The sequence below is a fragment of the Glaciimonas sp. PCH181 genome, assembly GCF_003056055.1.
Classification (GTDB): Bacteria; Pseudomonadota; Gammaproteobacteria; order Burkholderiales; family Burkholderiaceae_D; genus Glaciimonas.
The window spans coordinates 1077989-1103203 of the sequence record NZ_PYFP01000001.1 but is presented as its reverse complement, the minus strand read 5'-3'; the positions used below and the strand labels follow the sequence as shown (position 1 = coordinate 1103203).

The 25215-nt window shown below is 49.1% G+C and carries 25 protein-coding genes; 10 read left to right on the top strand and 15 right to left on the bottom strand.

The features are described from left to right. Positions 1-119 precede the first annotated feature (119 nt). Entirely contained in the window at positions 120-902 is a 783-nt protein-coding gene (locus C7W93_RS04945; RefSeq protein ID WP_108439018.1) for an RNA methyltransferase, read from the top strand. A 101-nt stretch (positions 903-1003) separates the two neighbouring features. Here the strand turns inward: C7W93_RS04945 and lexA are convergent, their stop codons facing one another. Beyond that, complete coding sequence (lexA, locus tag C7W93_RS04940; protein ID WP_108439017.1) at positions 1004-1672, bottom strand: transcriptional repressor LexA; 669 nt, start codon at positions 1670-1672, stop codon at positions 1004-1006. Between the two features lie 255 nt (positions 1673-1927). Between lexA and rpsF the strand changes: the two genes are divergently transcribed. The 7 genes from rpsF (at position 1928) to C7W93_RS04905 (ending at position 6976) form a co-directional block, all read left to right on the top strand. Beyond that, positions 1928-2326, top strand: a complete 399-nt coding sequence (rpsF, locus tag C7W93_RS04935; protein ID WP_108439016.1) for a 30S ribosomal protein S6 — start codon at positions 1928-1930, stop codon at positions 2324-2326. Positions 2327-2379: 53 nt separating this feature from the next. Continuing rightward, positions 2380-2694, top strand: coding sequence for a primosomal replication protein N (priB, locus tag C7W93_RS04930; RefSeq protein WP_108439015.1), 315 nt, complete (start codon positions 2380-2382; stop codon positions 2692-2694). 21 nt (positions 2695-2715) lie between these two features. Next, on the top strand, positions 2716-3000 hold the full coding sequence (gene rpsR, locus C7W93_RS04925) for a 30S ribosomal protein S18 (protein ID WP_108439014.1): 285 nt from the start codon (positions 2716-2718) through the stop codon (positions 2998-3000). Between the two features lie 26 nt (positions 3001-3026). Continuing rightward, positions 3027-3479, top strand: a complete 453-nt coding sequence (gene rplI / locus C7W93_RS04920; RefSeq protein ID WP_108439013.1) for a 50S ribosomal protein L9 — start codon at positions 3027-3029, stop codon at positions 3477-3479. A 125-nt stretch (positions 3480-3604) separates the two neighbouring features. Then, complete coding sequence (locus C7W93_RS04915) at positions 3605-4993, top strand: replicative DNA helicase (protein WP_108439012.1); 1389 nt, start codon at positions 3605-3607, stop codon at positions 4991-4993. Positions 4994-5208: 215 nt separating this feature from the next. Beyond that, a complete protein-coding gene (locus tag C7W93_RS04910; RefSeq protein ID WP_108439011.1) occupies positions 5209-5835 on the top strand; it encodes a DUF47 domain-containing protein in 627 nt (208 codons plus the stop codon). A 130-nt stretch (positions 5836-5965) separates the two neighbouring features. Further along, complete coding sequence (locus tag C7W93_RS04905; protein WP_108439010.1) at positions 5966-6976, top strand: inorganic phosphate transporter; 1011 nt, start codon at positions 5966-5968, stop codon at positions 6974-6976. Between the two features lie 426 nt (positions 6977-7402). Here the strand turns inward: C7W93_RS04905 and C7W93_RS04900 are convergent, their stop codons facing one another. From C7W93_RS04900 to C7W93_RS04880, 5 genes are all read right to left on the bottom strand, one after another. Further along, the gene (locus C7W93_RS04900) at positions 7403-8962 is read right to left on the bottom strand and encodes a DHA2 family efflux MFS transporter permease subunit (RefSeq protein WP_108439009.1); all 1560 of its coding nucleotides are present in this window, start codon (positions 8960-8962) and stop codon (positions 7403-7405) included. 105 nt (positions 8963-9067) lie between these two features. Further along, entirely contained in the window at positions 9068-10312 is a 1245-nt protein-coding gene (locus C7W93_RS04895; RefSeq protein ID WP_108439008.1) for an HlyD family efflux transporter periplasmic adaptor subunit, read from the bottom strand. Further along, positions 10309-11895, bottom strand: coding sequence for an efflux transporter outer membrane subunit (locus C7W93_RS04890; RefSeq protein WP_225869749.1), 1587 nt, complete (start codon positions 11893-11895; stop codon positions 10309-10311). Before C7W93_RS04890 ends, C7W93_RS04895 begins: the two co-directional genes overlap by 4 nt. A gap of 87 nt (positions 11896-11982) precedes the next feature. Beyond that, entirely contained in the window at positions 11983-12450 is a 468-nt protein-coding gene (locus tag C7W93_RS04885; RefSeq protein WP_201747164.1) for a MarR family winged helix-turn-helix transcriptional regulator, read from the bottom strand. 443 nt (positions 12451-12893) lie between these two features. Next, positions 12894-14621, bottom strand: a complete 1728-nt coding sequence (locus C7W93_RS04880; RefSeq protein ID WP_108439006.1) for a PhoH family protein — start codon at positions 14619-14621, stop codon at positions 12894-12896. A 42-nt stretch (positions 14622-14663) separates the two neighbouring features. Between C7W93_RS04880 and C7W93_RS04875 the strand changes: the two genes are divergently transcribed. Next, positions 14664-14951, top strand: a complete 288-nt coding sequence (locus tag C7W93_RS04875; protein ID WP_108439005.1) for a hypothetical protein — start codon at positions 14664-14666, stop codon at positions 14949-14951. Positions 14952-14969: 18 nt separating this feature from the next. Here the strand turns inward: C7W93_RS04875 and C7W93_RS04870 are convergent, their stop codons facing one another. The 9 genes from C7W93_RS04870 to C7W93_RS04830 form a co-directional block, all read right to left on the bottom strand. Further along, positions 14970-15419: a peroxiredoxin gene (locus tag C7W93_RS04870; RefSeq protein WP_108440487.1), complete on the bottom strand. Its 450-nt coding sequence runs from the start codon at positions 15417-15419 to the stop codon at positions 14970-14972. A gap of 101 nt (positions 15420-15520) precedes the next feature. Further along, on the bottom strand, positions 15521-16465 hold the full coding sequence (locus C7W93_RS04865; RefSeq protein ID WP_108439004.1) for a polysaccharide deacetylase family protein: 945 nt from the start codon (positions 16463-16465) through the stop codon (positions 15521-15523). Between the two features lie 177 nt (positions 16466-16642). Next, positions 16643-17698, bottom strand: a complete 1056-nt coding sequence (locus C7W93_RS04860) for a bifunctional UDP-4-keto-pentose/UDP-xylose synthase (protein ID WP_108439003.1) — start codon at positions 17696-17698, stop codon at positions 16643-16645. Positions 17699-17828: 130 nt separating this feature from the next. Continuing rightward, positions 17829-18749, bottom strand: coding sequence for a formyltransferase (locus C7W93_RS04855; protein WP_108439002.1), 921 nt, complete (start codon positions 18747-18749; stop codon positions 17829-17831). Then, positions 18746-19702, bottom strand: coding sequence for a glycosyltransferase (locus tag C7W93_RS04850; protein WP_108439001.1), 957 nt, complete (start codon positions 19700-19702; stop codon positions 18746-18748). The genes C7W93_RS04855 and C7W93_RS04850 overlap by 4 nt, the downstream gene beginning before the upstream one ends. A 15-nt stretch (positions 19703-19717) precedes the next feature. Next, positions 19718-20863, bottom strand: a complete 1146-nt coding sequence (locus C7W93_RS04845; protein WP_108439000.1) for a DegT/DnrJ/EryC1/StrS aminotransferase family protein — start codon at positions 20861-20863, stop codon at positions 19718-19720. Between the two features lie 149 nt (positions 20864-21012). Beyond that, positions 21013-21384, bottom strand: coding sequence for an EamA family transporter (locus C7W93_RS04840; RefSeq protein ID WP_108438999.1), 372 nt, complete (start codon positions 21382-21384; stop codon positions 21013-21015). A 12-nt stretch (positions 21385-21396) separates the two neighbouring features. Further along, the gene (locus tag C7W93_RS04835; protein WP_108438998.1) at positions 21397-23178 is read right to left on the bottom strand and encodes a glycosyltransferase family 39 protein; all 1782 of its coding nucleotides are present in this window, start codon (positions 23176-23178) and stop codon (positions 21397-21399) included. Continuing rightward, complete coding sequence (locus tag C7W93_RS04830) at positions 23171-23587, bottom strand: Mth938-like domain-containing protein (protein WP_108440486.1); 417 nt, start codon at positions 23585-23587, stop codon at positions 23171-23173. Before C7W93_RS04830 ends, C7W93_RS04835 begins: the two co-directional genes overlap by 8 nt. Positions 23588-23876: 289 nt before the next feature. On the opposite strand from C7W93_RS04830, the gene C7W93_RS04825 reads away from it, so the two are divergent. After that, positions 23877-25103, top strand: a complete 1227-nt coding sequence (locus C7W93_RS04825; RefSeq protein WP_108440485.1) for a pyridoxal phosphate-dependent aminotransferase — start codon at positions 23877-23879, stop codon at positions 25101-25103. Positions 25104-25215: the final 112 nt, after the last annotated feature.

Here is a 25215-nt window from a genome sequence, read left to right as displayed (position 1 = left end):
TAACGGAACAGAACCACCTATATTAATAATAATGAGCGATGCAGGCGGTCTTAATAGTGTTGGCTGACACTTAACATCAGCTTTTCCCTGAAAATTACCTGCGAATGGCGCTATTTTAAATGAACCTGACAAAAACCAACACGTCTCTTTTCAATCGCTTGCGCTTTGTGCTGGTTGATACCAGCAGTCCCGGCAATGTTGGCGCTGCTGCGCGCGCTATAAAAACCATGGGATTTTCCGAGTTGGTGCTGGTAAATCCCCGTTATCCGGATGTGTTGCAGCGTGACGAAGCCATTGCCTTGGCAAGTGGTGCGCAGGATATTTTGGCCTCGGCCAGGATTGTGGAGACTATCGAGCAGGCTCTGCTCGGATGCAATTTTGCAGCGGCGCTAAGCGCCCGTTTACGTGAGTTTTCGCCGCCGGTAACCGCGCCGCGGGCATTAGCACTGCAACTTGCTGAGGATGTCACGCTTACTGGGGCTGTCATATTTGGCAGTGAGCGTTACGGCTTGCCGAATGAAATCGTCGAAAAGTGTAATGTATTGATTAACATTCCTGCTAATCCCGATTACTCTTCACTGAATTTGTCGCAGGCAGTGCAAGTATTGGCATATGAATGTCGGGTTGCTGCCAGTGCGCAAGAAACATTGCAAGGGGAGGTGGCGGCTAGCGGGATCGGTTTTCAAGGCGATACTGCCAATCTGGTTGAGATCGAAGGGATGTTTGCACATCTGGAGCGGGCGTTAATCGAAATCGACTTTCTTGATCCTGCTCATCCGAAAAAATTGATGCCACGGTTAAAGCGCTTGTTTTCTCGCGCCGGGCTTGAGACCGAAGAGGTGAATATTCTGCGCGGTATAGCGAATCAAATTTTGACCAAACGCCGACGTCTCGATCGTTAGGCGCGTGTATGTCTGATTGATTGATTGATTGATTGATTTATGGTGTGGGTGATCAGAATGCCTGTGTATTAGTGGACCTTCATGGTCCACTAAATATTTAATCAGGTCCAGTTACGCAATAATCCGACAACCAGCCCTTCGAGCGCAAAATCATCTTGATCTTCATTGACAACGATGGTCTCGAAATCTGGGTTTTCCGGCAGTAGTTCAATCGCGGAGCCTGTTTTTTTATATCTTTTTACCGTAACGTCATCACCCAGTCGCGCAACAACAATTTGCCCGTTTCTAGCATTTTCGGATTTTTTGACCGCGAGCAAATCGCCATCCAGAATGCCAGCATCGCGCATCGACATGCCACGTACTTTTAACAAATAATCCGGCTTGGCACTAAACAGTGCCGGATCGACGTTGTAGTTTGCCTGTATATGCTCTTGCGCAAGAATAGGCGACCCAGCGGCGACCCGCCCGACTAGCGGTAAATTAAGCTGCATCAACGCTGGATGCGGCAATGTGAACTGCTTGCCTGTGTCGTCAGCGCTGAGACCGCGTGCTAACGCGGGTTTGATGAGGCGAATACCACGCGATGTGCCCGGTGAAATTTCAATTGCGCCTTTGCGCGCAAGCGCTTGTAAATGTTCTTCGGCTGCATTGACCGAGCGAAACCCAAGTTCATTCGCGATTTCTGCCCGCGTTGGTGGAAAACCGGTGTTTTCGATGGCATTCGCAATCAAATCAAGAATTTGTTGTTGGCGAGCAGTAAGTTTGAGCATAGTAGTGGCTATCTTGAAATGGCGGACGTTGGCTAGGTAAGCTAGGCGAAATAATGCTGTGTATATAGTCAGACTGTATTTTTGTACAGTATTCATGTGAATGCAAGCAAATTCACATGCTTTAGACACCACAGTGCGTACTGATTGATGGCATTGAATTTTCTTGCATTACCCTGTATAGTGCTTGGTTTTCCTCTTCCCACACTCGTCTTGACGCCGGGGTGGGCTATCTCAACAGTCCAAAAAGGAGCTTACATGCGTCATTATGAAATCGTATTTATCGTCCATCCGGATCAAAGCGAGCAAGTGCCTGCAATGATCGAACGCTACAAGGGTATCGTCACTACACGTGGTGGTATCGTTCATCGCGTTGAAGATTGGGGCCGTCGCCAACTAGCATATCTGATTCAAAAATTGGCAAAAGCGCATTATGTTTGCTTAAATATCGAATGCGATAGCGAAACATTGACTGAAATCGAAACTGGTTTCAAATTCAATGATGCCGTTTTGCGTCATTTGACAGTCAAACTGAAAAAAGCTGAAACTGGTCCATCGCCGATGATGAAGGCCGTGCAAAAGGAAGATGCTGCTAAAAGCCATCGTACTGAAGCACCTGCCGCAGCTTCGGCACCAGCACCAGCTGCAGCCGCCTAATTTCGCCGATTAACTTGCAAACATTGCGTTATCAATTTTCCAAATAGACCGGAGTGAGCCAACCAAATAACGTGCTTCAATTGATTGCCGAAATCGCAGAACGTGAAGTATTGCGTTATACGCCAGCTGGCATACCGATCGTTTCGGCAATATTGCTGAGCCGTTCGTCACCAAATGAAGCAGGAATACAACGTCAGGTTGAATTCGAAATTGCCGCGCTTGCCATAGGCGAGATTTCGGGAAGGTTTAATCAGACGGTGTTGGGTGGTCAATACTGGTTCACAGGTTTTTTGGCACGCAAGAGTCGCAACGGACGAAGTCTGGTATTTCACATCACTGAATTTGCTGCAGTTGAGACTGTGGCCTAATTATTTATACAGGAGCCAAAAATGGCATTCGGTAAAAAGTTCGATAAAAGTAAACTGAAAAATAAGCGTCAACAACAAAATCCGCTGTTCAAGCGTAAAAAGTTTTGCCGTTTCACAGCAGCTCACGTTGCTAGCGTTGATTACAAAGACGTCGATACGTTGAAAGATTTCGTTCAGGAAAATGGCAAAATTATGCCAGCACGCCTGACAGGTACTAAGGCAATTTACCAACGTCAAGTAGACACCGCGATCAAACGCGCACGTTTCCTTGCTTTGTTGCCTTACACCGATCTGCACAACGTTTAATTGACGACCTGAAATAGGAGAAAAACATGCAAATTATTCTGTTAGAAAAAGTCGTTAATGTCGGCAATCTGGGTGAAGTTGTTAAAGTTAAAGATGGTTACGCACGTAACTTTCTGATTCCAAAACGTCTGGCTCGTCGTGCTACTGCTGCAGCAATCGCTGAGTTTGAAGTAAAGCGTGCTGAGTTGGAAAAAACTGCAGCTGCAAAATTGGCTGCTGCTCAAGCCCAAGGTGAGAAATTGAACGGTCTGACCGTAAAGATTTCACAAAAAGCAGGTGTAGATGGCCGTTTGTTCGGTTCAGTTACCAATGCGGATATCGCTGAAGCGTTGACTAAGCAAGGTTTTGCTGTTGAAAAATCGCAAGTCCGTTTGCCAGTCGGTCCATTGAAACTGGTTGGTGATCACGCTGTTGCCGTGTCATTGCACACTGATGTTTTGGTTGATGTCACTGTTGCTGTTATCGGCGAGCACGCTTAATTTATTAAGTTTGTCGCGACTACTTGTTGTATTGTAAAAAGCCGGGCTTGCCCGGCTTTTTTATCGCCCTTTTTTATGCGCCGCAACAGAGCTAAACATATTGCTAAGCAGGTATAATTCGCGCCATGCATGCACCTTCAGATCCACAGTTAGATTCCCTACGTGTCCCACCCCATTCAATCGAAGCGGAACAATCCGTTCTAGGCGGGTTGCTGCTCGACAATGCGGCCTGGGATAGAATCGCCGATTTTGTTCGGGCTGACGATTTCTATCGTTATGACCATCGGATTATTTTTCAGCATATCGTCAAGCTGATCAACAATACGCGACCAGCCGATGTCATTACTGTATTTGAATCCTTAAGCAGTACTGGCAAGGCTGAGGAAGTCGGCGGTCTGACCTATCTCAATGCGTTAGCACAAAATACACCGTCTGCTGCCAATATTCGCCGTTACGCCGAAATCGTGCGCGACCGTGGCATCTTGCGCAAACTGATTACCGTTGCCGATGAAATATCAGGACAGGCTTTCAGTCCGCAAGGCAAAGAAGTTAAGCAGATGCTGGATGAGGCCGAATCAAAGATTTTTGCGATTGCCGAAGAGGGCTCACGCGGCGCGCAGGGGTTTCAAGAAATTCAACCATTGCTGACGCAGGTTGTAGAGCGCATTGATGAGCTTTACAGCCGCGACAACCAAAGTGAAATTACCGGTGTACCGACTGGCTTTACCGACCTGGACAAGATGACTTCGGGCTTACAACCGGGGGATTTGATTATTGTTGCCGGTCGTCCATCGATGGGTAAGACCGCATTTTCTATCAATATCGGTGAAACGGTCGCTATCGAAAGTGGTTTGCCAGTTGCCGTTTTTTCAATGGAAATGGGCGGAACCCAATTGGCGATGCGTATGTTAGGTTCCGTTGGTCGTCTGGATCAGCATCGTTTGCGTACAGGGCGATTGAATGACGAAGATTGGCCACGTCTGACGCACGCGATTCAAAAGATGAACGACGCCCAGTTATACATCGATGAAACCCCCGCGCTGAGTTCGATGGAATTACGTGCGCGTGCCCGGCGATTGTCGCGCCAGTGCGGCAAGTTAGGCCTGATCATTATCGATTACTTGCAACTGATGTCAGGGAATAGCGCTGGCGAAAATCGCGCCACTGAAATATCGGAAATTTCACGAAATTTAAAAGGTCTGGCGAAAGAACTACAATGCCCGGTGATCGCTTTATCGCAGTTGAATCGCTCGCTGGAGCAGCGCCCAAATAAACGTCCCGTCATGTCTGACTTGCGTGAGTCCGGCGCGATTGAGCAGGATGCCGACGTTATCTTGTTTATTTACCGCGATGAGGTATATAACCCTGATTCCCAGGAAAAAGGCACCGCCGAAATCATTATCGGTAAGCAGCGTAACGGGCCGATTGGTAGCGTACGACTGACGTTCCTCGGGCAGTACACCAAGTTCGATAATTATGCCGGTGGCTTGGCAGCGCCATATGGCGGAGATTAACGCATCAACGATTAACCACGGTGTGTCTGCTTTTCACCGCAAAATGTGTCCCTTTTAACCTCAACACCTTTGGTTTTGAGGGAGTATTTCAAAAATATGTAACAATCCGGTCTGAGAAATAAGTACTAACTTTATTACATTTCAATAAAACGTCCTAAGTTTTCGGTAATGCAGTACAGATTTAACCCAGCTTTAATCAAGAAGAGAGAATACATATGTTTGCACGATTGATGCCCACCGAGGGCAAATTCTTTGAGCTCTTTAATCAGCATGCCGAGTTGTGCGTGAAGGGCGCGAAAGAAATGGTGGCATTAATGACGAATTTCGACGATCTGGAGATTCGGGTCCACGCCATTGAAGGCATCGAAAAGCAGGCCGATAAGATCACTTACGCGGCGATTGATATGCTGCACAAGACCTTCATTACGCCGATTGATCGCGACGATATTCATACCCTGATTACGCGTATGGACGACATCTTGGATTTGCTCGAAGATGCTGCGCAGACAATTTCCCTGTACGACATTAAGGCCATTACGCCAGAAGCTAAGCGTCTTGCAGAATTGTGCCTGTCCTGCGCTGAAAGAGTCAAAGCGGCGGTTGCCCTGTTACATAACATGGATAACTCGTCCAAAATTCTGGAAATTTGTGCTGAGATCGACCGTTTGGAATCGGATGCGGATCACGTCATGCGCGCCGCAATGTCGAAGCTTTTCCGCGACGAACCGGATGTACGTACGCTGATTAAGTTGAAGGCGATTTATGAAATTTTGGAAACTGTGACAGATCGTTGTGAAGACGTCGCGAATATCATTGAAGGCATCATCGTAGAAAACGCTTAAGTCCTTCGCCGCAGCATGTATGAAAAAGCGTGTTGCGCCATGGTGGGGTAGCTGGTAACGGCTACCTTTGCGGTAATAAAGATGCACTATCGTACCGCCTCGATGTAATTCAAAAACGACTCAATTTTCCATGCAAACTCTTCATATCAGTATTTACGTTCTTGCTTTCCTTGTTGCACTGGCGTTGGTGTTCGACTTTATGAATGGCTTTCATGATGCTGCGAACGCCATCGCCACGGTTGTTTCAACCGGTGTTTTAAAACCGCAGCAGGCCGTAGCAATGGCTGCCGTATTCAACTTTGTTGCGATTGCGGTGTTTCAGCTGCATGTGGCTGCCACTGTAGGTAAGGGCACCATTCATCCTGAAGTGGTTGATCATTATGTTGTCTTTGGCGCGCTGATTGGCGCCATCTGCTGGAATATCCTGACTTGGTACTATGGCATACCGTCATCGTCGTCCCATGCGTTGATTGGTGGCTTGGTCGGCGCTGCTGTAGCGAAAGCCGGTACAGGTGCTCTGATTTCGTCCGGTCTGATTAAAACTATCGCATTTATCGTTCTTTCACCATTGCTTGGCTTTATTTTTGGCTCAATTATGATGGTGCTGGTGTCATGGATTTTTGTGCGCTCCACGCCCCGCAAAGTGGATAAATGGTTCCGTCGCCTGCAATTGGTGTCGGCATCGATGTATAGCCTTGGTCATGGCGGTAATGATGCCCAAAAAACCATCGGTATCATCTGGATGCTATTGATCGCGGCCGGTGTGTCGAACGGGGCTGATTCGTTACCACCTTGGTGGGTTATTTTGTCTTGCTATAGTGCTATTAGTCTGGGAACATTATTCGGCGGCTGGCGCATTGTTAAAACGATGGGTCAAAAGATCACTAAATTGAAACCTGTTGGTGGTTTTTGCGCTGAAACAGGTGGTGCAATCACGTTGTTCATGGCGACTATCCTTGGCGTACCGGTCTCTACGACTCATACCATTACTGGCGCGATTGTTGGCGTTGGCGCGTCGCGCCGATTGTCTGCAGTACGCTGGGGTGTGGCGAGTAATATTGTCTGGGCCTGGATATTCACCATTCCGGCATCGGCATTCATTGCAGCGATTGCCTGGTGGATTGGGCGGCATTTGTTGTAAGCATTTGATGACTAACTGAGTTGTTGTCAGTATTTCAAGGCCGTGCAAATTTACTTTGCACGGCCTTTTTCATTTGTAAGGGGGATAGTAAATTCTATTTCAGTTATTGAGGATAAAGGGCAATCACTGTCGCCGTGCTTTTCTGGTTTATGGGGAAGGGGAGCCGAATGAATCAGGGTTGAGCAGGTTTGCAATATGCTGCCAGAAATAGTTAGCTGTCTGGCCTTTACGATGCGCTCAAGGCCGCCTTGTAAAGGTGTTGCAGGCTATTTGTAGTTGGTTAATGTAGGTGTACGTGCGCAACTTCAATTTGAAAGTCTTTGAGTGGGGATTTCTCATTTGCGCGAGATCCAAGTGCAAATAAAAACGGGCGGTGCGTAATTTATACACACCACCCGTTTTGCATTACCGCTACTTGATTAAATCTTAGTGCGCGCCACCAGCATCAATCGGCACACTTGATCGTAGTGGTTTGGTCAGCCATACCAGTCCTATCAAAAACAAAAAGAGTATCGCCGATATCCAAAATATATCGGTAGCGCCCTTCGTGCTTGCCTCAACCGTCATTAGCCTATCAATGACGGCGTAGGCCCCTTGCGGCGACATTCCTTGCGCGGTCAGGCCGTGGACTGCATCGGTAAAGGCGGTATTGCTAGGGCCGCTATGTTCGGATAATTGCGAATAATGCAAAGCAGTGCGTCGATCCCAAAACGTACTGGTTACTGAAGTGCCGATACCGCCAAACATAATCCGTACGAAGTTCGATAGACCCGCAGCTGCCGGAATCTTGTCAGGAGGTTGTCCTGACAAAATAATCGACGTCAGCGGAATAAAGAACATCGCCATCGCAGCACCTTGAATCACCGTTGGGATCATCAATGTCATGGTGTCAACGTTTTGAGTGAACTCAGAACGCATAAAAAATACAATTGCGAAGATAAAGAATGCAGCAGAAGCCACCAGACGTGCATCCACTTTGGGTAATAGCTTACCGATGACAGGCGACAGAATGATCGCGAAAATACCCACCGGCGCCATGACCTCACCCGCTAACGTCGCAGTGTAGCCAAGCTGCGTTTGCAGCCATAGAGGCAGAATCACCAAGCTACCAAAGAACAGTCCATAGCCGACTGAAATAGCGATCACACCGCCGCTGAAGTTACGGCTTTTGAAAAGCGATAAGTCGACAACCGGATGCTTGCTGCCCAATTCCCAAATCACGAAATAGATAAATGCAACCACTGCGATGGAAGTCAAAATAACGATCTGTCCAGAGTTGAACCAATCCAGTTCTTTACCCTTATCCAGCATGATTTGCAAACAGCCGACCCACACTACCAGCAGCCCCAGGCCAACTGCATCAATGGGCAGTTTTCTGGTTGCGGACTCACGTGTTTTATAGATGGACCAAGTCGCCCAGGCAGCAAATACACCAATTGGAATATTGATATAAAAAATCCACGGCCAAGTGTAGTTATCAGAAATCCATCCGCCCAATAACGGCCCCATGATCGGTGCCACCAGTGTCGTCATGCCCCAGAACGCCAGGGCCATCCCACTTTTTGAGGGCTTATAACTTCCTAGTAGCAATGATTGCGATAACGGAATCATCGGTCCGGCAACAGCGCCTTGCAGTACTCGCGCTGCAATCAATACTTCCATGCTTGGGGCTAAACCGCATAGCGTGGACGACAGGATAAACAGGATGATCGAGGTAATGAACAATCGGACCTGACCAAAGCGCTGGGTCAGCCATCCGGTCAGCGGAACTGAAATCGCATTCGCCACAGCGAACGATGTAATGACCCATGTACCTTGTTGTGGTGATACGCCCAAATCCCCGGAAATAGCGGGAATGGAAACGTTCGCAATCGACGAGTCGAGCACGTTCATGAACACGGCTAGCGATAAAGCTACCGTGCCCAGAACCAGTTTCCCACCCGTTAACGGTTGTAACGGCTGGTGTGGTTGATTAGGGGAACTCATGCAGGCATTCCGGTGTGGTTATTGTGCAAAATACGCCGTGAAATCGGGGAAATAGGCATAAAGCGCACATTTCCGTTTTTTTCACGGCTTCCGTTGCGACAGGTTTCAATGCGCGGCAGTAGCGTTGGAGGCATTATTAGCGGCAATAATGCGGCTGATAATGGCATCCGCCTCTTCACCCGATTTGTCGAATACATCCGTCTTGTAAGCTGGCGTTGTTCGTGCGGCAGAACCTGCTGTCAGCGATGTTCCTTCGGTTTTGGCAATGTCGACCTTTACATCCATCGAAACACCAATCCGCAAAGGATGCGTTTCCAGATCTTTAGGGTCTAACGTGATGCGTACCGGAATACGTTGAACGATCTTGATCCAGTTACCGCTAGCATTCTGCGCTGGCAACAAGGCGAAAGCGGAGCCAGTACCTGCTGCCAGGCCAGCTACTTCGCCGTGGTATTCGATCTTCGAACCGTAAAGGTCTGAGACTAACGTCACAGGTTGGCCGATACGCATGCTGGCGATCTGCACTTCTTTAAAGTTGGCATCAACCCACAGTGCATTTAATGGCACGATCGACAATAAAGCCGTTCCTGCGGCGACCCGTTGACCGACTTGTACCGAACGCTTGGCGATGTAGCCGGTAATTGGCGCTGGCAAGGTGGTGCGTGCATAGTTCAAATACATATTGCGTACCTGCGCTGCGGCGCGCAGTACGTTTGGATGCTGCTCAACAGTTGTTTTGTCAGTCAGTACGCGATTTGAGGCAAGTTGTTCGCTGGTTGCTTGCAACGCTGCATCGGCCGCTTGTAACGCGACTTTCGCATGCTCCAACTCTTCCTTGGACACGGCACCTGTAGAAATCAATTGCTGGCGGCGGGCCAGGTCGGCGCGGGCTTTTTCGACTTCCGATTTACGCGCCGTAACGTTCGCACTTAATGCACTGTTGTTCACGAACAATGTGCGTACTTCACGGACGGTTTGGGCAAGTTGGGCTTCAGCCTGATCCAATGCAACCTTGGTATCGGCTTTATCTAACTCAATGAGAGGCTTGCCGGCATGCACCAACTCGGTATCGTCGGCATTAATTGCCAAAACTGTACCGCCAACTTGTGGCGTCACTTGGACTACGTTGCCAGAGACATAAGCATCGTCGGTGCTTTGATAATGACGGGCAAACACTGCCCACCAGATGCCGTAAGCGATCAATAAAATGATCAGAATCACCGTGACAGCAATCAGCAGGCCGCGCCGTTTACCTTTGGTTTCAACGGGTGTTTCGATGTCCGGCACAGCAGCGCTCGCTGGCGTGTCAGCTATTGTCGGGTCTTGAGGAGTTTGATTAGGTGTGTTCATGACGCTGCATTCGCAAGAGGTGGACGGTTCGATGAAGGGGTAGTGCTATTTTGTGTGGCGGGGGTGTTGTTTGCGGTTGGCGTTAAGCCTTCGGCATTTGCATCAAAGCCGCCCCCCAATGCTTTGATAAGACCAATTCGCAGATCGGCACGCCGCGCACGTGTATCCAGTTCTAGCTTGCGCTGTGATAGATACGTAATTTGCGTAGCGACGACTTGCAACATATTAGCTGTGCCGACTTGTTGGCGTTGTTGCGCCAATGTCATACCGCGTTCGGCGGCGGTGATTGCGAGTTGCTGATTGTTTTTTTCAACTTCAGCGGCGCGTAACGATTGCACCTGATCCGAGACTTCATGCAAGGCGTCTGTAAGCGCTTTGTTATAGGTGGCGACAGCGCCATCGTAGGCAGCAACGCGGCCTTTGAGCTGGGCACGCAATGCGCCACCTTCAAAGATTGGCAAATGAATCGCCGGGCCAATCCCATTCACCATGCTGCTTTTGCGGAGGAAGTTGGTCCAGCCCAGACTGGAAAGACCAATCATCGCGGAAATATTCACGTTGGGATAAAACTCTGTTTTGGCGACCTTAATGTCGCTCTGCGCGGCTTCGACCTGCCAGCGCGCAGCTACGATATCGGCACGGCGTCCCAACAAGCCCAGCGGCAATTGATCGGGCAGGGTGACGGCTGCTTCTGCGGGTAGCGTTGGTTTGGCAATGCGCAAACCACGATCTGGACCTTGTCCGAGTAATGCCGCGATTTGATTGCGGGTCAAGGCGATGGCCTCATCCCACTGGGCATGCTCAGAGCGCAGATTGGCGACTAGCAAGCGACTTTGCTGATTATCGCTCTGGGTATCGAGGCCAGCCGCAAAGCGCTGTTGGGTCAAGCGCTCTAATTGATCGCGCAAAGCTAATTGTTGGGTGGTTAAATCCAATTGCGCATACTCACGCGCCAACTGTACCCATGCTCTGGCGACCGCAGTGGTCAGCATCAGACGCGAGGCTGAATGTTCGGCCTCCGCTGCTTTACTCTGAGATAGCGCGGAGCGTAGCTCGGCACCATGCTTACCCCAAAAATCGAGATCGTAAGAGAAGTTCAGCGCCAACTCGTTATCCGTTACATACGCGCCACCAAAAGGAGGCGGGTAAATGCTGTTTTCGGTAAAGCGTGTGCGAGTAGTTGAAAAGCTGGCACCAACTTGTGGCTTGGATGCTGCACCCGCTGCCTCGACCATCGCACGTGCTGCCGCAACACGGGCTGCTGCAACCTGCAGATCTGGATTGCCAGCCAATGCCTCATCCGTCAATTCTTGCAGCGGTGCGCCACCGATACTTGTCACCCAAGAGGCATCAGGCCACAAACCACCTTGATTTGGAAGAGAGCTTGCTGTGGCGTAGTCGGTGGGCGCATTCGTATGTGCGCTAGTTTGAATACCGCGCATATTGGCGCATGCCGATAGCAAGACTACAGCTGCACAGACCGCAAGGCGCTGCTTACTCACCAGTGAGAAGGCGCGGCCGGACTTGATTGAGAGAATGTTCATTGGAGTAATGTGTTTAACGGCAATTGTTGATGATGTCATGTTTATAGAAGATGTCCTGAAGGCAATTGCAACTGCCAATGAACTGAAATTACTATTGTCTAGTCAATGAGTTTTAACGGTAGTCGATTACGCACTATTTACAAGGATGCGGCGTAATAAAGACTTCAGAAAGCCGATTTCTTCTACTGTGAACCCTTCGAAATGCTGATTCAGCACTGCACAAAAATGCTTAGGTACTTGTTTTGCGAGTTCGGCACCGTCATCGGTCAGCACTAAATTCACTAAACGCCGATCCCGTGCACACGGCTCACGCAAAATTAATCCACGCGCAGCAAGCCGATCAATCATCCGCTTCATAGAGGCAGCGTCAGTATAGGTTTCGCGTGCCAGATCAGCAGCTGTCGAATATTTGCCGGTAGAAAGCATCAGCAGGATCGCACCTTGGGCGTGGGTGATCTTATATTCGCTGAGTTGTTCGTCTGAACTCTTTACCAGCATAGTGCGTGTACGCGCAAGCAAATAGCCAATGCTATCTTCAATCTGATAGTTGTCGAGAGGGAAAAGCGGAGGGGTATTACTCAAAGGATTGCTCACTTGATTTCTTTAATATTCATTGCCTAGGCAAGAATATACAGGAATTTGACGGAGTTCACAGACGGTGCTTACGACGGAAAATTGCAAGACTTGATGCGGGAGGCTATCGAGAGCCTTTACAGGAGCGATGCAAATGCAGTAAACGTTATTTTTTGCGAAAAAATGGGGTATTTGTAGAGTACGTTCTCAAGTAATTTCTGCCAGTGCGATGGTTTATTGTTGTTTTTTCGCAATACTTGCAGGCCTTTATACCTAAAGAAACCTCAATTAGGGAAAGCAATCAGGGGATTGACCGACGCTTTGGTCTGTCGCGATAAGGCCAACAGGCGAATTAATAATTGTTATTCAAAGCCACAAAAAGAAAAAAGGGAACAATTCAATAGAATCGTTCCCTTTTGCACTGTTTGCGTGGCAAAACTAGCTAGCCGACGCTTCAATGAGAATTACAACACTTCACTCGCATGATCTGCCAGACGCGATCTTTCGCCGCGAGCCAACGTTACATGTCCGCTGTGCGACCAGCCTTTGAATCGATCGACGACATACGTCAGGCCGCTTGAGCCCTCAGTCAGATATGGCGTATCGATCTGCGCAATGTTACCCAGACAAATAATTTTTGTACCTGGACCGGCGCGTGTCACCAAGGTTTTGATTTGCTTTGGCGTCAAATTTTGCGCCTCATCAATGATCAAGAACTTGTTAACGAAAGTGCGACCACGCATGAAGTTAAGGGATTTGATTTTGATGCGTGAGCGAATCAAGTCTTGTGTCGCTGCACGACCCCATTCACCCGCATCAGAATCCGACTTATTGAGAACTTCGAGATTGTCGTCGAAGGCTCCCATCCATGGACCCATTTTCTCTTCTTCCGTGCCCGGCAAGAAACCAATATCCTCGCCAACTGGCACGGTGACACGCGTCACGATGATTTCGTTATACGTTTTGGTTTCCAGCACTTGCGCCAGCCCTGCTGCCAAGGCTAGCAAGGTTTTACCCGTACCGGCCTGGCCCAGCAACGTGACGAAGTCGCACTCAGGATTCATCAATAAATTCAGTGCAAAATTTTGCTCACGATTTCGGGCTGTAACGCCCCACACACTATTTTTGGTATGCGCATAGTCGCGCAGCGTTTGCAATACCGCTGTCTTGCCGTTGATTTGTGTAACTTGTCCGTAGAATGCTGGTTCGCCGTTTTTCGGTTCAATGAAAACGAACTGATTGACCAGAAGTGATGGCACCAATGGGCCGCTCAGACGATAAAAAGTATAGCCGGTGCCAAGCTTGTTTTCTTGCCAGGATTCGATTCCTTTGCCATGCTTAATCCAGAAATCATCCGGTAATTGCTGTATGCCTGAATACAGCAAATCGGTATCTTCCAGCACATGGTCATTGAAATAATCTTCTGCCGGCAGACCCATTGCACGGGCCTTGATGCGCATATTAATGTCTTTAGACACGAGCACAACCGGACGGCCAGGTGTTTCGGTTTCCAGCGCACGTACTACGCCCAGAATCTGATTATCTGCTTTGCCGACCGGCAAGCCCTCAGGCAACGTGCCATTTTGCAGTTTGGTCTGGAAGAACAAGCGACCTTTGGCGTCTTTGTTCCCTAGTTTTGCCAGCGGAATGCCGTGGTCGATCTGTGCATCGACCACATCACCCACCAAGGCATCCAATGAACGCGATACCTGACGGGCATTACGTGCAACCTCGGACATCCCTTTTTTATGGTTATCGAGTTCTTCCAGCGTCACCATCGGCAAGTAAATGTCGTGTTCTTCAAAGCGGAACAGCGAGCTTGGATCATGCATCAAAACATTTGTATCGAGTACGAACAGTTTAGTGACGCCGGATTTGTCGGCGGCACGGCTGGTGCTGGATTTAGGGCGATCTGTCGATTTAACAGTTTTGTCTTTGACTGAACGCGGGTTATCGGATGGCGCTTTATCGGTTTTACGGCTCTCAACGACGCGTGCTTCTACTGGTTTGCTGCGTGCTTGAGGGGCTGTTGTCAGCTTCGGTGCACTCACGGTGCTTGCAGGTCGCGCGGTGCGCGCAACTGGTTCAACGATGGCAATGCGGGGTTTGACGGTTTTGCCAGCTTCCGCTTTTGGATAATCCTGGACGGAAAGTAGGGCAGCGGGTTTGGTCGGTAGTTTTGGTAGGGGCATAAAAAACCTCGCTCTAGTGATGAAAAAATAGTTCGCTTTGATATGGCTTGCCGCCAAACCGCTCAGCCGCGTTATGCCTTCTCATACAGTCGTACTGTCTTCGTCGGCAAGGTTGATAACATCGTTGCTGAAACAATTTTGCGCAAGTCCTGTGTGAAACAAGTAAAACACGAACTAGACCAACCGGTGAAAAATAAATATAAAAACAACAAAAATGACGGGCAGCTATCTTTGGAACTGAAAGAAACGCTAAATTGCAAAGTAAAAAAGCCGTTTGAGAAGGCCAAAGACCTTATTCTCAAACGGCTTTCCAGGAATTATTTTTCTTGATTTCAATGATGTAGAAACTCAATTAATAGTCTTCACAAAATCCAGTACGTCTGCCACGTGGCCAGGCACCTTTACTCCACGCCATTCTTTCACCAATGTGCCGCTGCCGTCAATCACAAACGTGCTGCGATCAACGCCACGCACTTGCTTGCCGTACATGTTTTTAATTTTCATGACATTAAACATAGCGCATAAGGTCTCGTCCGGATCTGAAATCAGGTCGAACGGCATCGCCAGCTTGGCTTTGAAACCTTCGTGTGAACGAATGCTGTCACGGCTTATCCCAAATAAAAACGTATTATTTTGCTGGAATTCGGGGTAGAGGTCGCGGAATTGAATGCCTTCGGTCGTACAGCCCGGCGTGTTGTCTTTTGGGTAAAAATAGAGCACCAGATTTTTGCCCTTAAAGTCAGATAAGGTAAAAGTCTGATCGCCGGTCATGGCAGCGGAAAAGTCGGGCACAGTCATGTTGATAATCGATGCGTGATCTGCCAATTTATTGTCCTGTTCCCTGAGTCAAATGTATAAAATAATTACCAGTTCAGAGATACCCAGACATCCGCAAACGATTATTCGCTGGGCTGCATGATCATATCCCCGGAGCGTCCCGGTAATTCTGCCCAGCGCAACGGCAAAGTCGGTAAATCCTGATCTTTAACCTGCCGGTAATAGTCGTCCATCGCCACCAGATCGTAACCTTGCTTGCGCCATCCCTGCAACAGTTGCTCAAATATTGGGGCGAGTTTTTGTCCTTCAAGTTCTGCATGCAATGTAAATACGTGATCTCGCGGCGACGCCGTCAATTTCAGTATATGTGCGCCAATATTTGTAATATTTAATTCGACGCCATCTATAGTACGTCCCAGTAGCTCATCCAGCGTCGGCAACGTGGTTGGCAGCTGAATGCAGGGCAATGTTGCGCCTTCTACGCTTAATCGATGCGGACCAGCATGTTGGTCGGCCAAAGCGCCTGACTCCGTCAGCATCGCACGACCATCCGACGAGTAAGCAATATTAAACGCTTCAAGTTGCTGGAATGCATGCGGATTCATTTGCCATCCCGCTGCGCCGTGGGTTTTTGGTGCGGTCCCGAAGATAAGCTTGAATCGATCAAATGCCCGTTGCATGGTGGCTTGCGTCCACACAGCATCGCGTTGTCTTACGTGGTCTTGCCAGACGCGATGATCCCAGGTGTGGATGCCGCATTCGAAGCCTGCTGCGCGCACTGCCTGCATATAGCTTGCGCAGGTTTTGCCGATATCCGGCGCGGGCAATAAAACGCCATACATCAGCGTTTTCAATCCGTAATGTTCAACTACCGATGTACGCGATACTTTTTTGAAAAACCCAGGCCGAAATACCTGCTTCAAGGCCCAGCCCGTATGGTCCGGGCCAAGTGAAAACAGAAACGTCGCACGTGCTTGATATTTGGTCAGCAAACGCACCAGATTCGGGACGCCTTCGCGTGTACCACGATAGGTGTCAGCATCGATTTTTAAGGTAAGTAGAGGCAAGGGATGGTCTGATCTTTGAGAATAATAAGTCGCAATATACGGGGAAATATCTTGTTTGCGGGTAATGCAATCGCAATATTGACGCTGTTTTATATGGCGAAAAAAAGGCGGAAGACAAAACTTCCGCCCAGTACATTCTGCGCTAAGCCTGATGCAGCAATGCGCTTAATCCAGACTTTAATCCATCAAAGCGCGGGCTTCGGCGACTTGACCGCGATAGGCATCAAAAATATTGCGTAACGTGTCAGCCATGTTGATTGTTGGCTGCCAGTTCAGTTCGTCGCAAGTATTGGTGATTTTTGGTACGCGATTTTGAACGTCCTGATAGCCGTTGCCATAGTACGCTGCCGAAGTCGTTTCGATGATTTTCACATTCTTGGCCGACTCCGCGTATTCAGGATATTCAGCAGCCAATTTCAACATCATTTCAGCTAGATCCCGAATAGAGTAGTTGTTAACCGGGTTGCCGATGTTGTATATTTTGCCGCTGGCGACGCCATCTTTGTTGGCGATAATCTTGATCAGTGCATCAATACCGTCGTCGATATACGTAAATGCACGTTTTTGCTGACCACCGTCTACCAGCGAGATGTTTTCACCACGAACGATGTGACCGAAGAATTGTGTAACTACGCGTGAGCTACCTTCTTTTGGCGTATGGATCGAATCCAGGCCAGCACCAATCCAGTTAAACGGGCGGAATAGGGTGAAGTTTAGGCCATCTTCCATGCCATAGCCCCAAATCACACGATCCATCAACTGCTTCGCGCAAGAATAAATCCAGCGTGGTTTATTGATTGGGCCGCAGATTAATTCGGATTCTTCCGGATCGAATTCTTCATCGTGGCACATGCCATAGACTTCGGAAGTTGATGGAAATACCAAATGTTTGCCGTATTTTGCAGCAGAACGAACGATCGGTAGATTGGCTTCAAAATCCAGTTCGAACACGCGCAAAGGCTTTTTGACGTAGGTCGATGGCGTTGCAATGGCGACCAGTGGCAGAATTACATCGCATTTCTTGACGTGATACTCAACCCATTCTTTGTTAATCGTGATGTCGCCTTCAAAGAAGTGCATGCGCGATTTGTACTCTTCGTTGTCGAGCAGGTCACGGATGCGGTCGGTCATCATATCCATACCGTAGACGTGCCAGTCGGTAGTATCCAGAATGCGCTTGGAAAGATGGTGGCCGATGAAGCCGTTAACGCCGAGAATAAGGACTTTTTTCATATTGGTATCTTGTAATTAGGTTGTCATTCTGGATGATTATGGTGTCCGCGCCGAACATTAAACACTGCAACTTCTATCTATAGCATGGTGGCGTTAGACCGCCTTACAGTTGCTTAAGGACGGGACAATATTACTGAGGCGTTTGCCCGGCATTTCTCTGAAGCGTCGCTTGCAGCATTTCTGCCGTTACTGTTTTTCCATCGGCGGTCAGACTTTTGATTAACAGCGCACGACCATCGCCGCATACGCCAAAAATGCAATTATCCTCTACCGCCAAGCCTAGTGGCAAATTTGGCGTAACGATAGTCGATAAACGTGCATTTTCTATAACAAAAGTGGTGTCGCCGACGACCGTCCATGCACCCGGATAGGGCGGTGCAACTGCGCGATACAGGTTGTACACGGCTTGCGCCGTTTGTTGCCAGTCGATTTTGCCATCTTCTGGCTTACGCCCACCGAAATAACTGCCTTGCGACAAATCATTCGGCAGCTTAGTTGGTTTGCCTGACAACATTGCTGGCAGCGCATTCCATAACGTTTGCTCTGCCGCAACGACAACTTTGCCGAAGACTTCATGCGCAGTATCGTCCGGTAAAATGGGCACCGCCGTTTGCGCGACGATAAAGCCAGCGTCGGGCTTGGCCGTCATTTCATGCAATGTCGCGCCAGTCTCAGTCTCGCCGTATAAGACTGCCCAATTAATCGGGACGCGGCCGCGATATTTCGGCAGCAACGAGCCATGCATGTTGTAAGCGCCATGTTTCGCTAAACTCAACAACGTCACCGGCAACATATGGCGGTAATAGAAACTGAAAATAAAGTCTGGCTGCAATGCTGTGATTTGCGCAAGTAACTCTGGATTATCCGGGTTTGACGGCGTTACCACCGGAATACCATGTTCACGACATATTGCTGCAACTGAATCGAACCAGATAGTTTCTTGCGGGTTATCTTCATGGCTGACGACCAATGCGATATCGACGCCGCGTGCCAGCAAAACCTTCAGGCAGCGGACGCCAACGTTGTGATACGCAAAAACCACCGCTTTCATGAAGCGTCCTTATCTTCTGGTGAAGATTGCTCTAAGACTGCTTGCACAACATAGCGCGGACGGGCACGTACTTGCTGGTAAATGCGGCCGACGTACTCACCGACTAGCCCTATTCCAAACAAAATGACGCCCATCAAGAAGAAATTTATCGCAAACAGGGTAAATAGTCCCTGCACTTCAGCGCCAAACAGGAAACGTCGCACCAGTAGCAAAATGAACAATGCAGCGGATCCAAAAGCCAGAACGATGCCGGCCAGAGAAAACAGCTGCAATGGTACTAATGAAAAACCGGTGACCAGATCGAAATTCAATCGAATCAAGCTGTAAAGCGAGTATTTCGACTCACCCGCCGAGCGCTCTTCGTGCTCAACCATAATTTCGGTCTGCTTGCGCGCGAATGTATAAGCCAGGGCGGGAACAAACGTATTCACTTCCTTGCACTGGTTAATCAGGTCAACCACATTGCGGCCGTAGGCGCGCAGCATATTGCCTTGATCGGTCATTTTGATGTGGGTGATTTTTTCGCGGAGCCGATTCATTACCTTTGAGGCAACGGTACGCCAGGCAGAATCCTGACGCTGACGGCGTATGGAGCCGACGTAATCATAGCCCTCACGCATTTTGTTGACCAAATTGCCGATTTCTTCCGGCGGATTTTGCAAGTCGGCATCAAGTGTGATGATAATTTGACCACGACTATTTTCAAAACCGGCCAAAATCGCCATGTGCTGGCCAAAATTGCCGTTAAACAGGACAACGCGGGTGACGTCCGGACGCAGCCGAAATTGATCGGCTAGCACTGCTGCGGAAGTGTCGCGACTACCGTCGTTGACGAATATGATTTCGTAAGACGTGCCCAGCGCATCAAGCGCCGGATAAAGACGCTCGAATAGTTGGGCGAGTCCGGATTCTTCGTTATAAACCGGGATGACGACGCTGATTTCTGGTTTCATGAATCTTTTGCAAATTTATTTAAGCACGGATTTTACCGCGTCCACCGCTCGTTCGACATCATTGCTTGTCATTGCATTGAACATTGGTAGCGTCACGATGAGTCGGCCAACACGTTCCGACACTGGAAACATGCCTTCTTTAAAGCCGCGTGCGCGATACATGCTGAACAGGTGGATTGGTGCATAGTGGTAACCGACACCGACGCCAAGCGCTTGCATTTGCTCCATGAACGTCGCGCGTGCGGGTTTTCCGTCGGTGCGCTCAGGCAGCACTAATTGAAACAAGTGCCAATTACTGTTCTCAAAATCTGCAATGGGCAATTCCGCGCCGTATTTTTCGGTGAAGTCGCTACCAAAACAGTTGAAATAGTGTTTTGCCAACGTGCGGCGATGGGCGGTGATGGCATCAATATGTGCAAACTGACCGAGGCCGATCGCGGCTGCGATGTCCGTCATATTAAATTTGCCGCCCAGAACGTCGACATCGATGCCGTCGTAGCCACTGCGGGTAACGCCTTGCAGGCGATATTTTTCCGCTAGCCGGGCTTCTTCAGCATTATTCAAGACTAAACAACCGCCTTCGGAAGAGGTAATATTTTTGTTGGCCTGAAAACTGAACGAGACGAAATCGCCAAATGCGCCGATGTGCTGACCTTTCCAGGAGGAGCCAAGCGCTTGTGCTGCATCTTCTACCACGCGCAGATTGTGCTTCTTCGCAATCGCATATAAACGATCCATATCGACCGGCAAGCCAGCGAGATAGACCGGAATAATGGCTTTTGTACGAGGCGTGATTGCCGCTTCCAGCTTATCCAGATCGATATTGTGGGTATGCGGATCAATATCGGCAAACACCGGCGTTGCGCCAGTTTCTATAATTACATTCGCAGTAGCGACCCATGAAATCGGCGTGGTAATGACTTCATCGCCGGGACCGATTCCAGCAATACGCAAAGCGATTTCCATGGTGCATGTGCCGGAATTAAAGGTCCGCACAGGGCGACCGCCCAAATACTCGGATAATTGGCTTTCAAAAGCCTGTACCTTCGGGCCGCTGGTGATCCAGCCAGAGCGAAGGACATCGCCGACGGCGGCGATCGTGTCCTCATCGATAGTCGGCTTGGAAAATGGCAGGAACGGTTGTTGCGATTGTTGGCTCATAGCGAATTTCACCAAAGTATTTAAGTTGTCGGGAGCGCCGATGGGAGTATTGATCGGTTGCGAGAAATGTTCAAATGCTTACACCCGTTTGAAATTTATCTGGCCGATTCTATTCAAAGGATAGCGTCAGCCAGATAAATGGTCTGTCGTCAGCTACGTGTTAGCAACACCACGCCAACGATGATCACACCGATCGCCATGATGCGTTGGGCCGAGATAGTTTCACCTAAAAAGTACCACGCACCAATCGCGCTAACGATATAACCCAGCGACAGTAAAGGGTAAGCAATCGTCACATCCACGCGTGACAGGCCGATAATCCAGACGCCTACTGAAATAACATAGCAAGTCAGGCCGCCAAGGATAGGCAATTGCGTAGCTAATTTGATGCCGGTGGCAAACCAATTCTGGCTTGTTAAATGAATCGCGCCGACCGCATTGGTGCCCGCTTTCAGCAGCAATTGCGCCAAGGCATTCAGGAAAACGCCGGTCAGAATAAAGCCGAAGGTGGTGATTGTCATAGGCTTTAATCCTTATTGGGTTGACGTGGAAGCCGAAGCCGCACTAGCGGCGCTGGCGTCGGATGTTGCTGCGGCTGGTTCTGGAGCTGGCGTTGCTTCGGTCTCTTTGGCAGGAGATTTTTCACCAGGTTTTTGCATGGCGTTAGTCACTACGACACGGCGTGGATCTTGCGCAATGACACGCATCGGCAGGCCTTTCTTTTGCAACTCCGTATAATTTTCAGGACGCATGATCGCTACATCCTTTTTCCCGGCGTCGTGATCTGCGGCCCACTTAACGGCAAATGCATCAACTGTCGGAATCCAAAGTTGCGGCTCTTGATTCAGGCCAAATTCCAGCTCATCCATATGCTGCACCATAATCATGGTGCGGCGCAGGTAGAACGGCAATGACTGTTCATATTTGCCGACAACATAAAGCGGTGTCTCTGGCGTTAGCTCAGCCTCGATGGCGGGCACCATATCGATTCCCGCAGAGTAACGACCTTGAGGATCATGACCGTACATCAATATCTGACCGCCTAAAAATCCGCTCGTCGCTAATGCCACAATTGCCCATTCTTTTTGACGGCGCGATAACAGCAGGGCGGCGATGGCGCCTATACATGCGATGACTGAGGCTGCAAATACCCAAGGTACGTGTGCTGTCATCAATGGCAACGAATAAGCATCTTTTGCCAGTGAAGGAATCTTCCACGCCAACACCACGCCGATTGCGCCTGGTATTAGCAAGAGCAGGGCTGAGGCATTGATAGCTTTATTTGATGCTTTTTCCAGATGGCAGGCAATCAGCAGCGCCAGCGATGGAAAAATCGGCAATATATAAGACGGCAGCTTCGAATCAGAAATGCTGAAAAAGAAGAAAATAAATAATGTCCAGATCAGCAACATCTTTTTCGGCTGGAAACCGGCAGCGGCATTGCGCTCATGCGCGCCGTTCCACAAACTCTGGAAAAGAACGCCTAACCACGGAATGATGCCCAGCAATAGAATTGGTATGAAGTAGTAAGGCGGTCCATAACGATGATGGATTTTGCTGGTAAAGCGCTCAAAATGCTCATGAATGAAGAAAAAACGCGGAAATTCCGGGTTTTTCAACGAGATCAGTACAAACCAAGGCGTGGTAATAACAAAGAAAAGTATCAGACCTTTAATGAGATGCAAGCGCTTCCAGATCGACCAGTCGCGGGAAAATAATGTGTACAGCACCAACACCGCGCCCGGCAAAACGATCCCGATCAATCCTTTGGATAGTACCGCCAGCGCCATGCCTGCCCAGCAGACCAGCATCCAGTTGCGTTGTTCTGTGGCATCCGCTTCGCTACGTTGTGCTATTAACAAGCCAACCAGAGAAAGCGTCATCATGCCAGCCAGCCCCATATCCAGCGTATTGATATGGCCCAAACCAGCCCATAAGAAGCTGGAACCTAGTACTAAGGCTGCGAAAAAACCGGTGCGCTCTGAAAATACTTTGCGACCGGTGAAGGCGACCAATACCACGCCCAACAAACCGCATAAGCCAGTCCACAAACGCGCTTGCCATTCACCCAGACCAAATATTTCAAAGGTCAACGCATTCATCCACGTTTGCAACGGTGGTTTTTCAAAGTATTTGATGCCATTCAAGCGCAAGGTGACCCAGTCACTGGTTGCGACCATCTCGCGCGCCATTTCAGCGTAGCGTCCTTCGTCACTTGGTACTAGCGTGCGTGCGCCCAGCATGTAGCACCAGATAATACAAAATAGGAGAAATAAGACCCAGACAAAGGTCTTGGATTTATGCAGTTCACGCATCTTGAGCGGGTCCCTTGATTGTGGAGATCGGATCGACTGTGTCGAAAATTAATGCTAGCGCGACTTTGCGTCCTTCGGCCATCAAAATGTTGTAGGTACGGCATGCCGCCTGATTGTCCATGCATTCCACGCCGATACGGCGCGCAGTCAGGACCGTTGTCAGTTTTGGATGCACAAAGCGCTGGCGTTTGCCCGTGCCGAGTATGACAACATCGGGATCCATGCTGGCGATATGGGCAAAGTGTTCCGGGTCTAGTCGCTCAAAGTTGCGCACAGGCCATGCGACCGGCGGCGATTCTGGCAGGACGAGCAGGCTGTAATCAAAACGGACCAGATTGATGTCGACACCATTGTCATCATAGGCGGTCACGGTCTGGTATTGCTGTGTTGCGGTGTGGTGCAGCTTCATGGTCTGATTCTCCGCGTGAAGGACGGCAATTAAAGTCGATAAGATCGTAGCAAATGTCGTCCGATCAGATCGTTGCAGCCCGCCAATTCCCGTAAAAAGGAAAATAAAGTGCTGCATTGTAGCGTTTTCCATCGGTAACGAACTGCTATTACATGATAATTTGATTGATAAAGCTTCACGCTTTCGGCAAAATGGCTGGTTCTCGCCTACTCTAATGGGCTAATTCTGGCGAACCCTTTTGCGCCAGTGAATGCATGCCGATATGGCATCAAATAACAAGGATCGTGCTGTGCGACCAATTCAAAAATCAAAAAAACTGGACGACGTCTGTTACGACATCCGTGGACCTGTGTTGGAAAAAGCGCGGCAAATGGAGGAAGAAGGCCATAAGATTATCAAATTGAACATTGGTAATCTGGCCGTTTTCGGTTTCGAGCCTCCCGATGAAATCGTACAGGACATGATCCGCAATATGGGTAATGCCGCAGGCTATACCGATTCCAAAGGTATGTTCGCGCCGCGCAAGTCGGTGATGCATTACACCCAGCAAAAGAACATTCGGGGCGTCACTATTGAAGATATTTATCTCGGTAATGGTGCCTCGGAATTAATTGTAATGAGCATGAACGCGTTGCTCAATACCGGTGATGAAGTATTGGTGCCGTCACCCGACTATCCTTTGTGGACCGCAGCGGTGAGTCTTTCAGGCGGTACGCCACGCCATTATGTGTGTGATGAGAAGGCTGATTGGTTCCCTGATATTGCCGATATCAAGAGCAAAATCAACGCCAATACGCGCGCAATCGTGGTGATTAATCCCAATAACCCTACCGGTGCTTTATATCCGGATACGTTATTGCAAGAAATCGTCGATCTGGCGCGTGAGCATCAGTTGATCATCTTTGCCGATGAAATTTACGACAAGGTTCTCTACGATGGCCACGTGCATACCTCGTTGGCTTCGCTGGCTGACGATGTCCTGTTTATCACCTTCAACGGCTTGTCAAAAAATTATCGCTCATGCGGTTATCGCGCTGGCTGGATGGTCGTATCAGGCGAAAAAAGACATGCAAAAAGTTATATCGAAGGTTTGAACATGCTGGCGTCGATGCGTTTGTGTGCCAACGCGCCGGGTCAATATGCGATTCAAACGGCGCTCGGTGGCTATCAAAGTATTAACGACTTAGTCGCCCCGAATGGCCGCTTAACACGTCAGCGCGACATGGCGTATAAGTTACTTACCGATATTCCCGGCGTAACATGCGTTAAACCAAAAGCCGCGTTGTATATGTTTCCGCGGCTTGACCCGCATATTTACCCGATTGCAGATGATCAGGATTTCGCCTATCAGCTATTGGCAGAAGAAAGAGTGCTGATTGTGCAAGGGACGGGATTTAATTGCCCGACCCACGATCATTTCCGTGTAGTGTTTTTGCCGAATACGGATGATCTGGCAGTATCGGTCGGTCGGATTGCGCATTTTCTTGAAGGATATCGTAAGCGGCACGGTACGTAAGAAAGACGCATTGAAGGCAGATTTAAAACAGTTGGTTTGATTCGTGGATGAGCTTCATGTTGTTGCTCACAGCGTCGGAGATGGTCTTAGGTCATTTCGATAGCAGCATTTT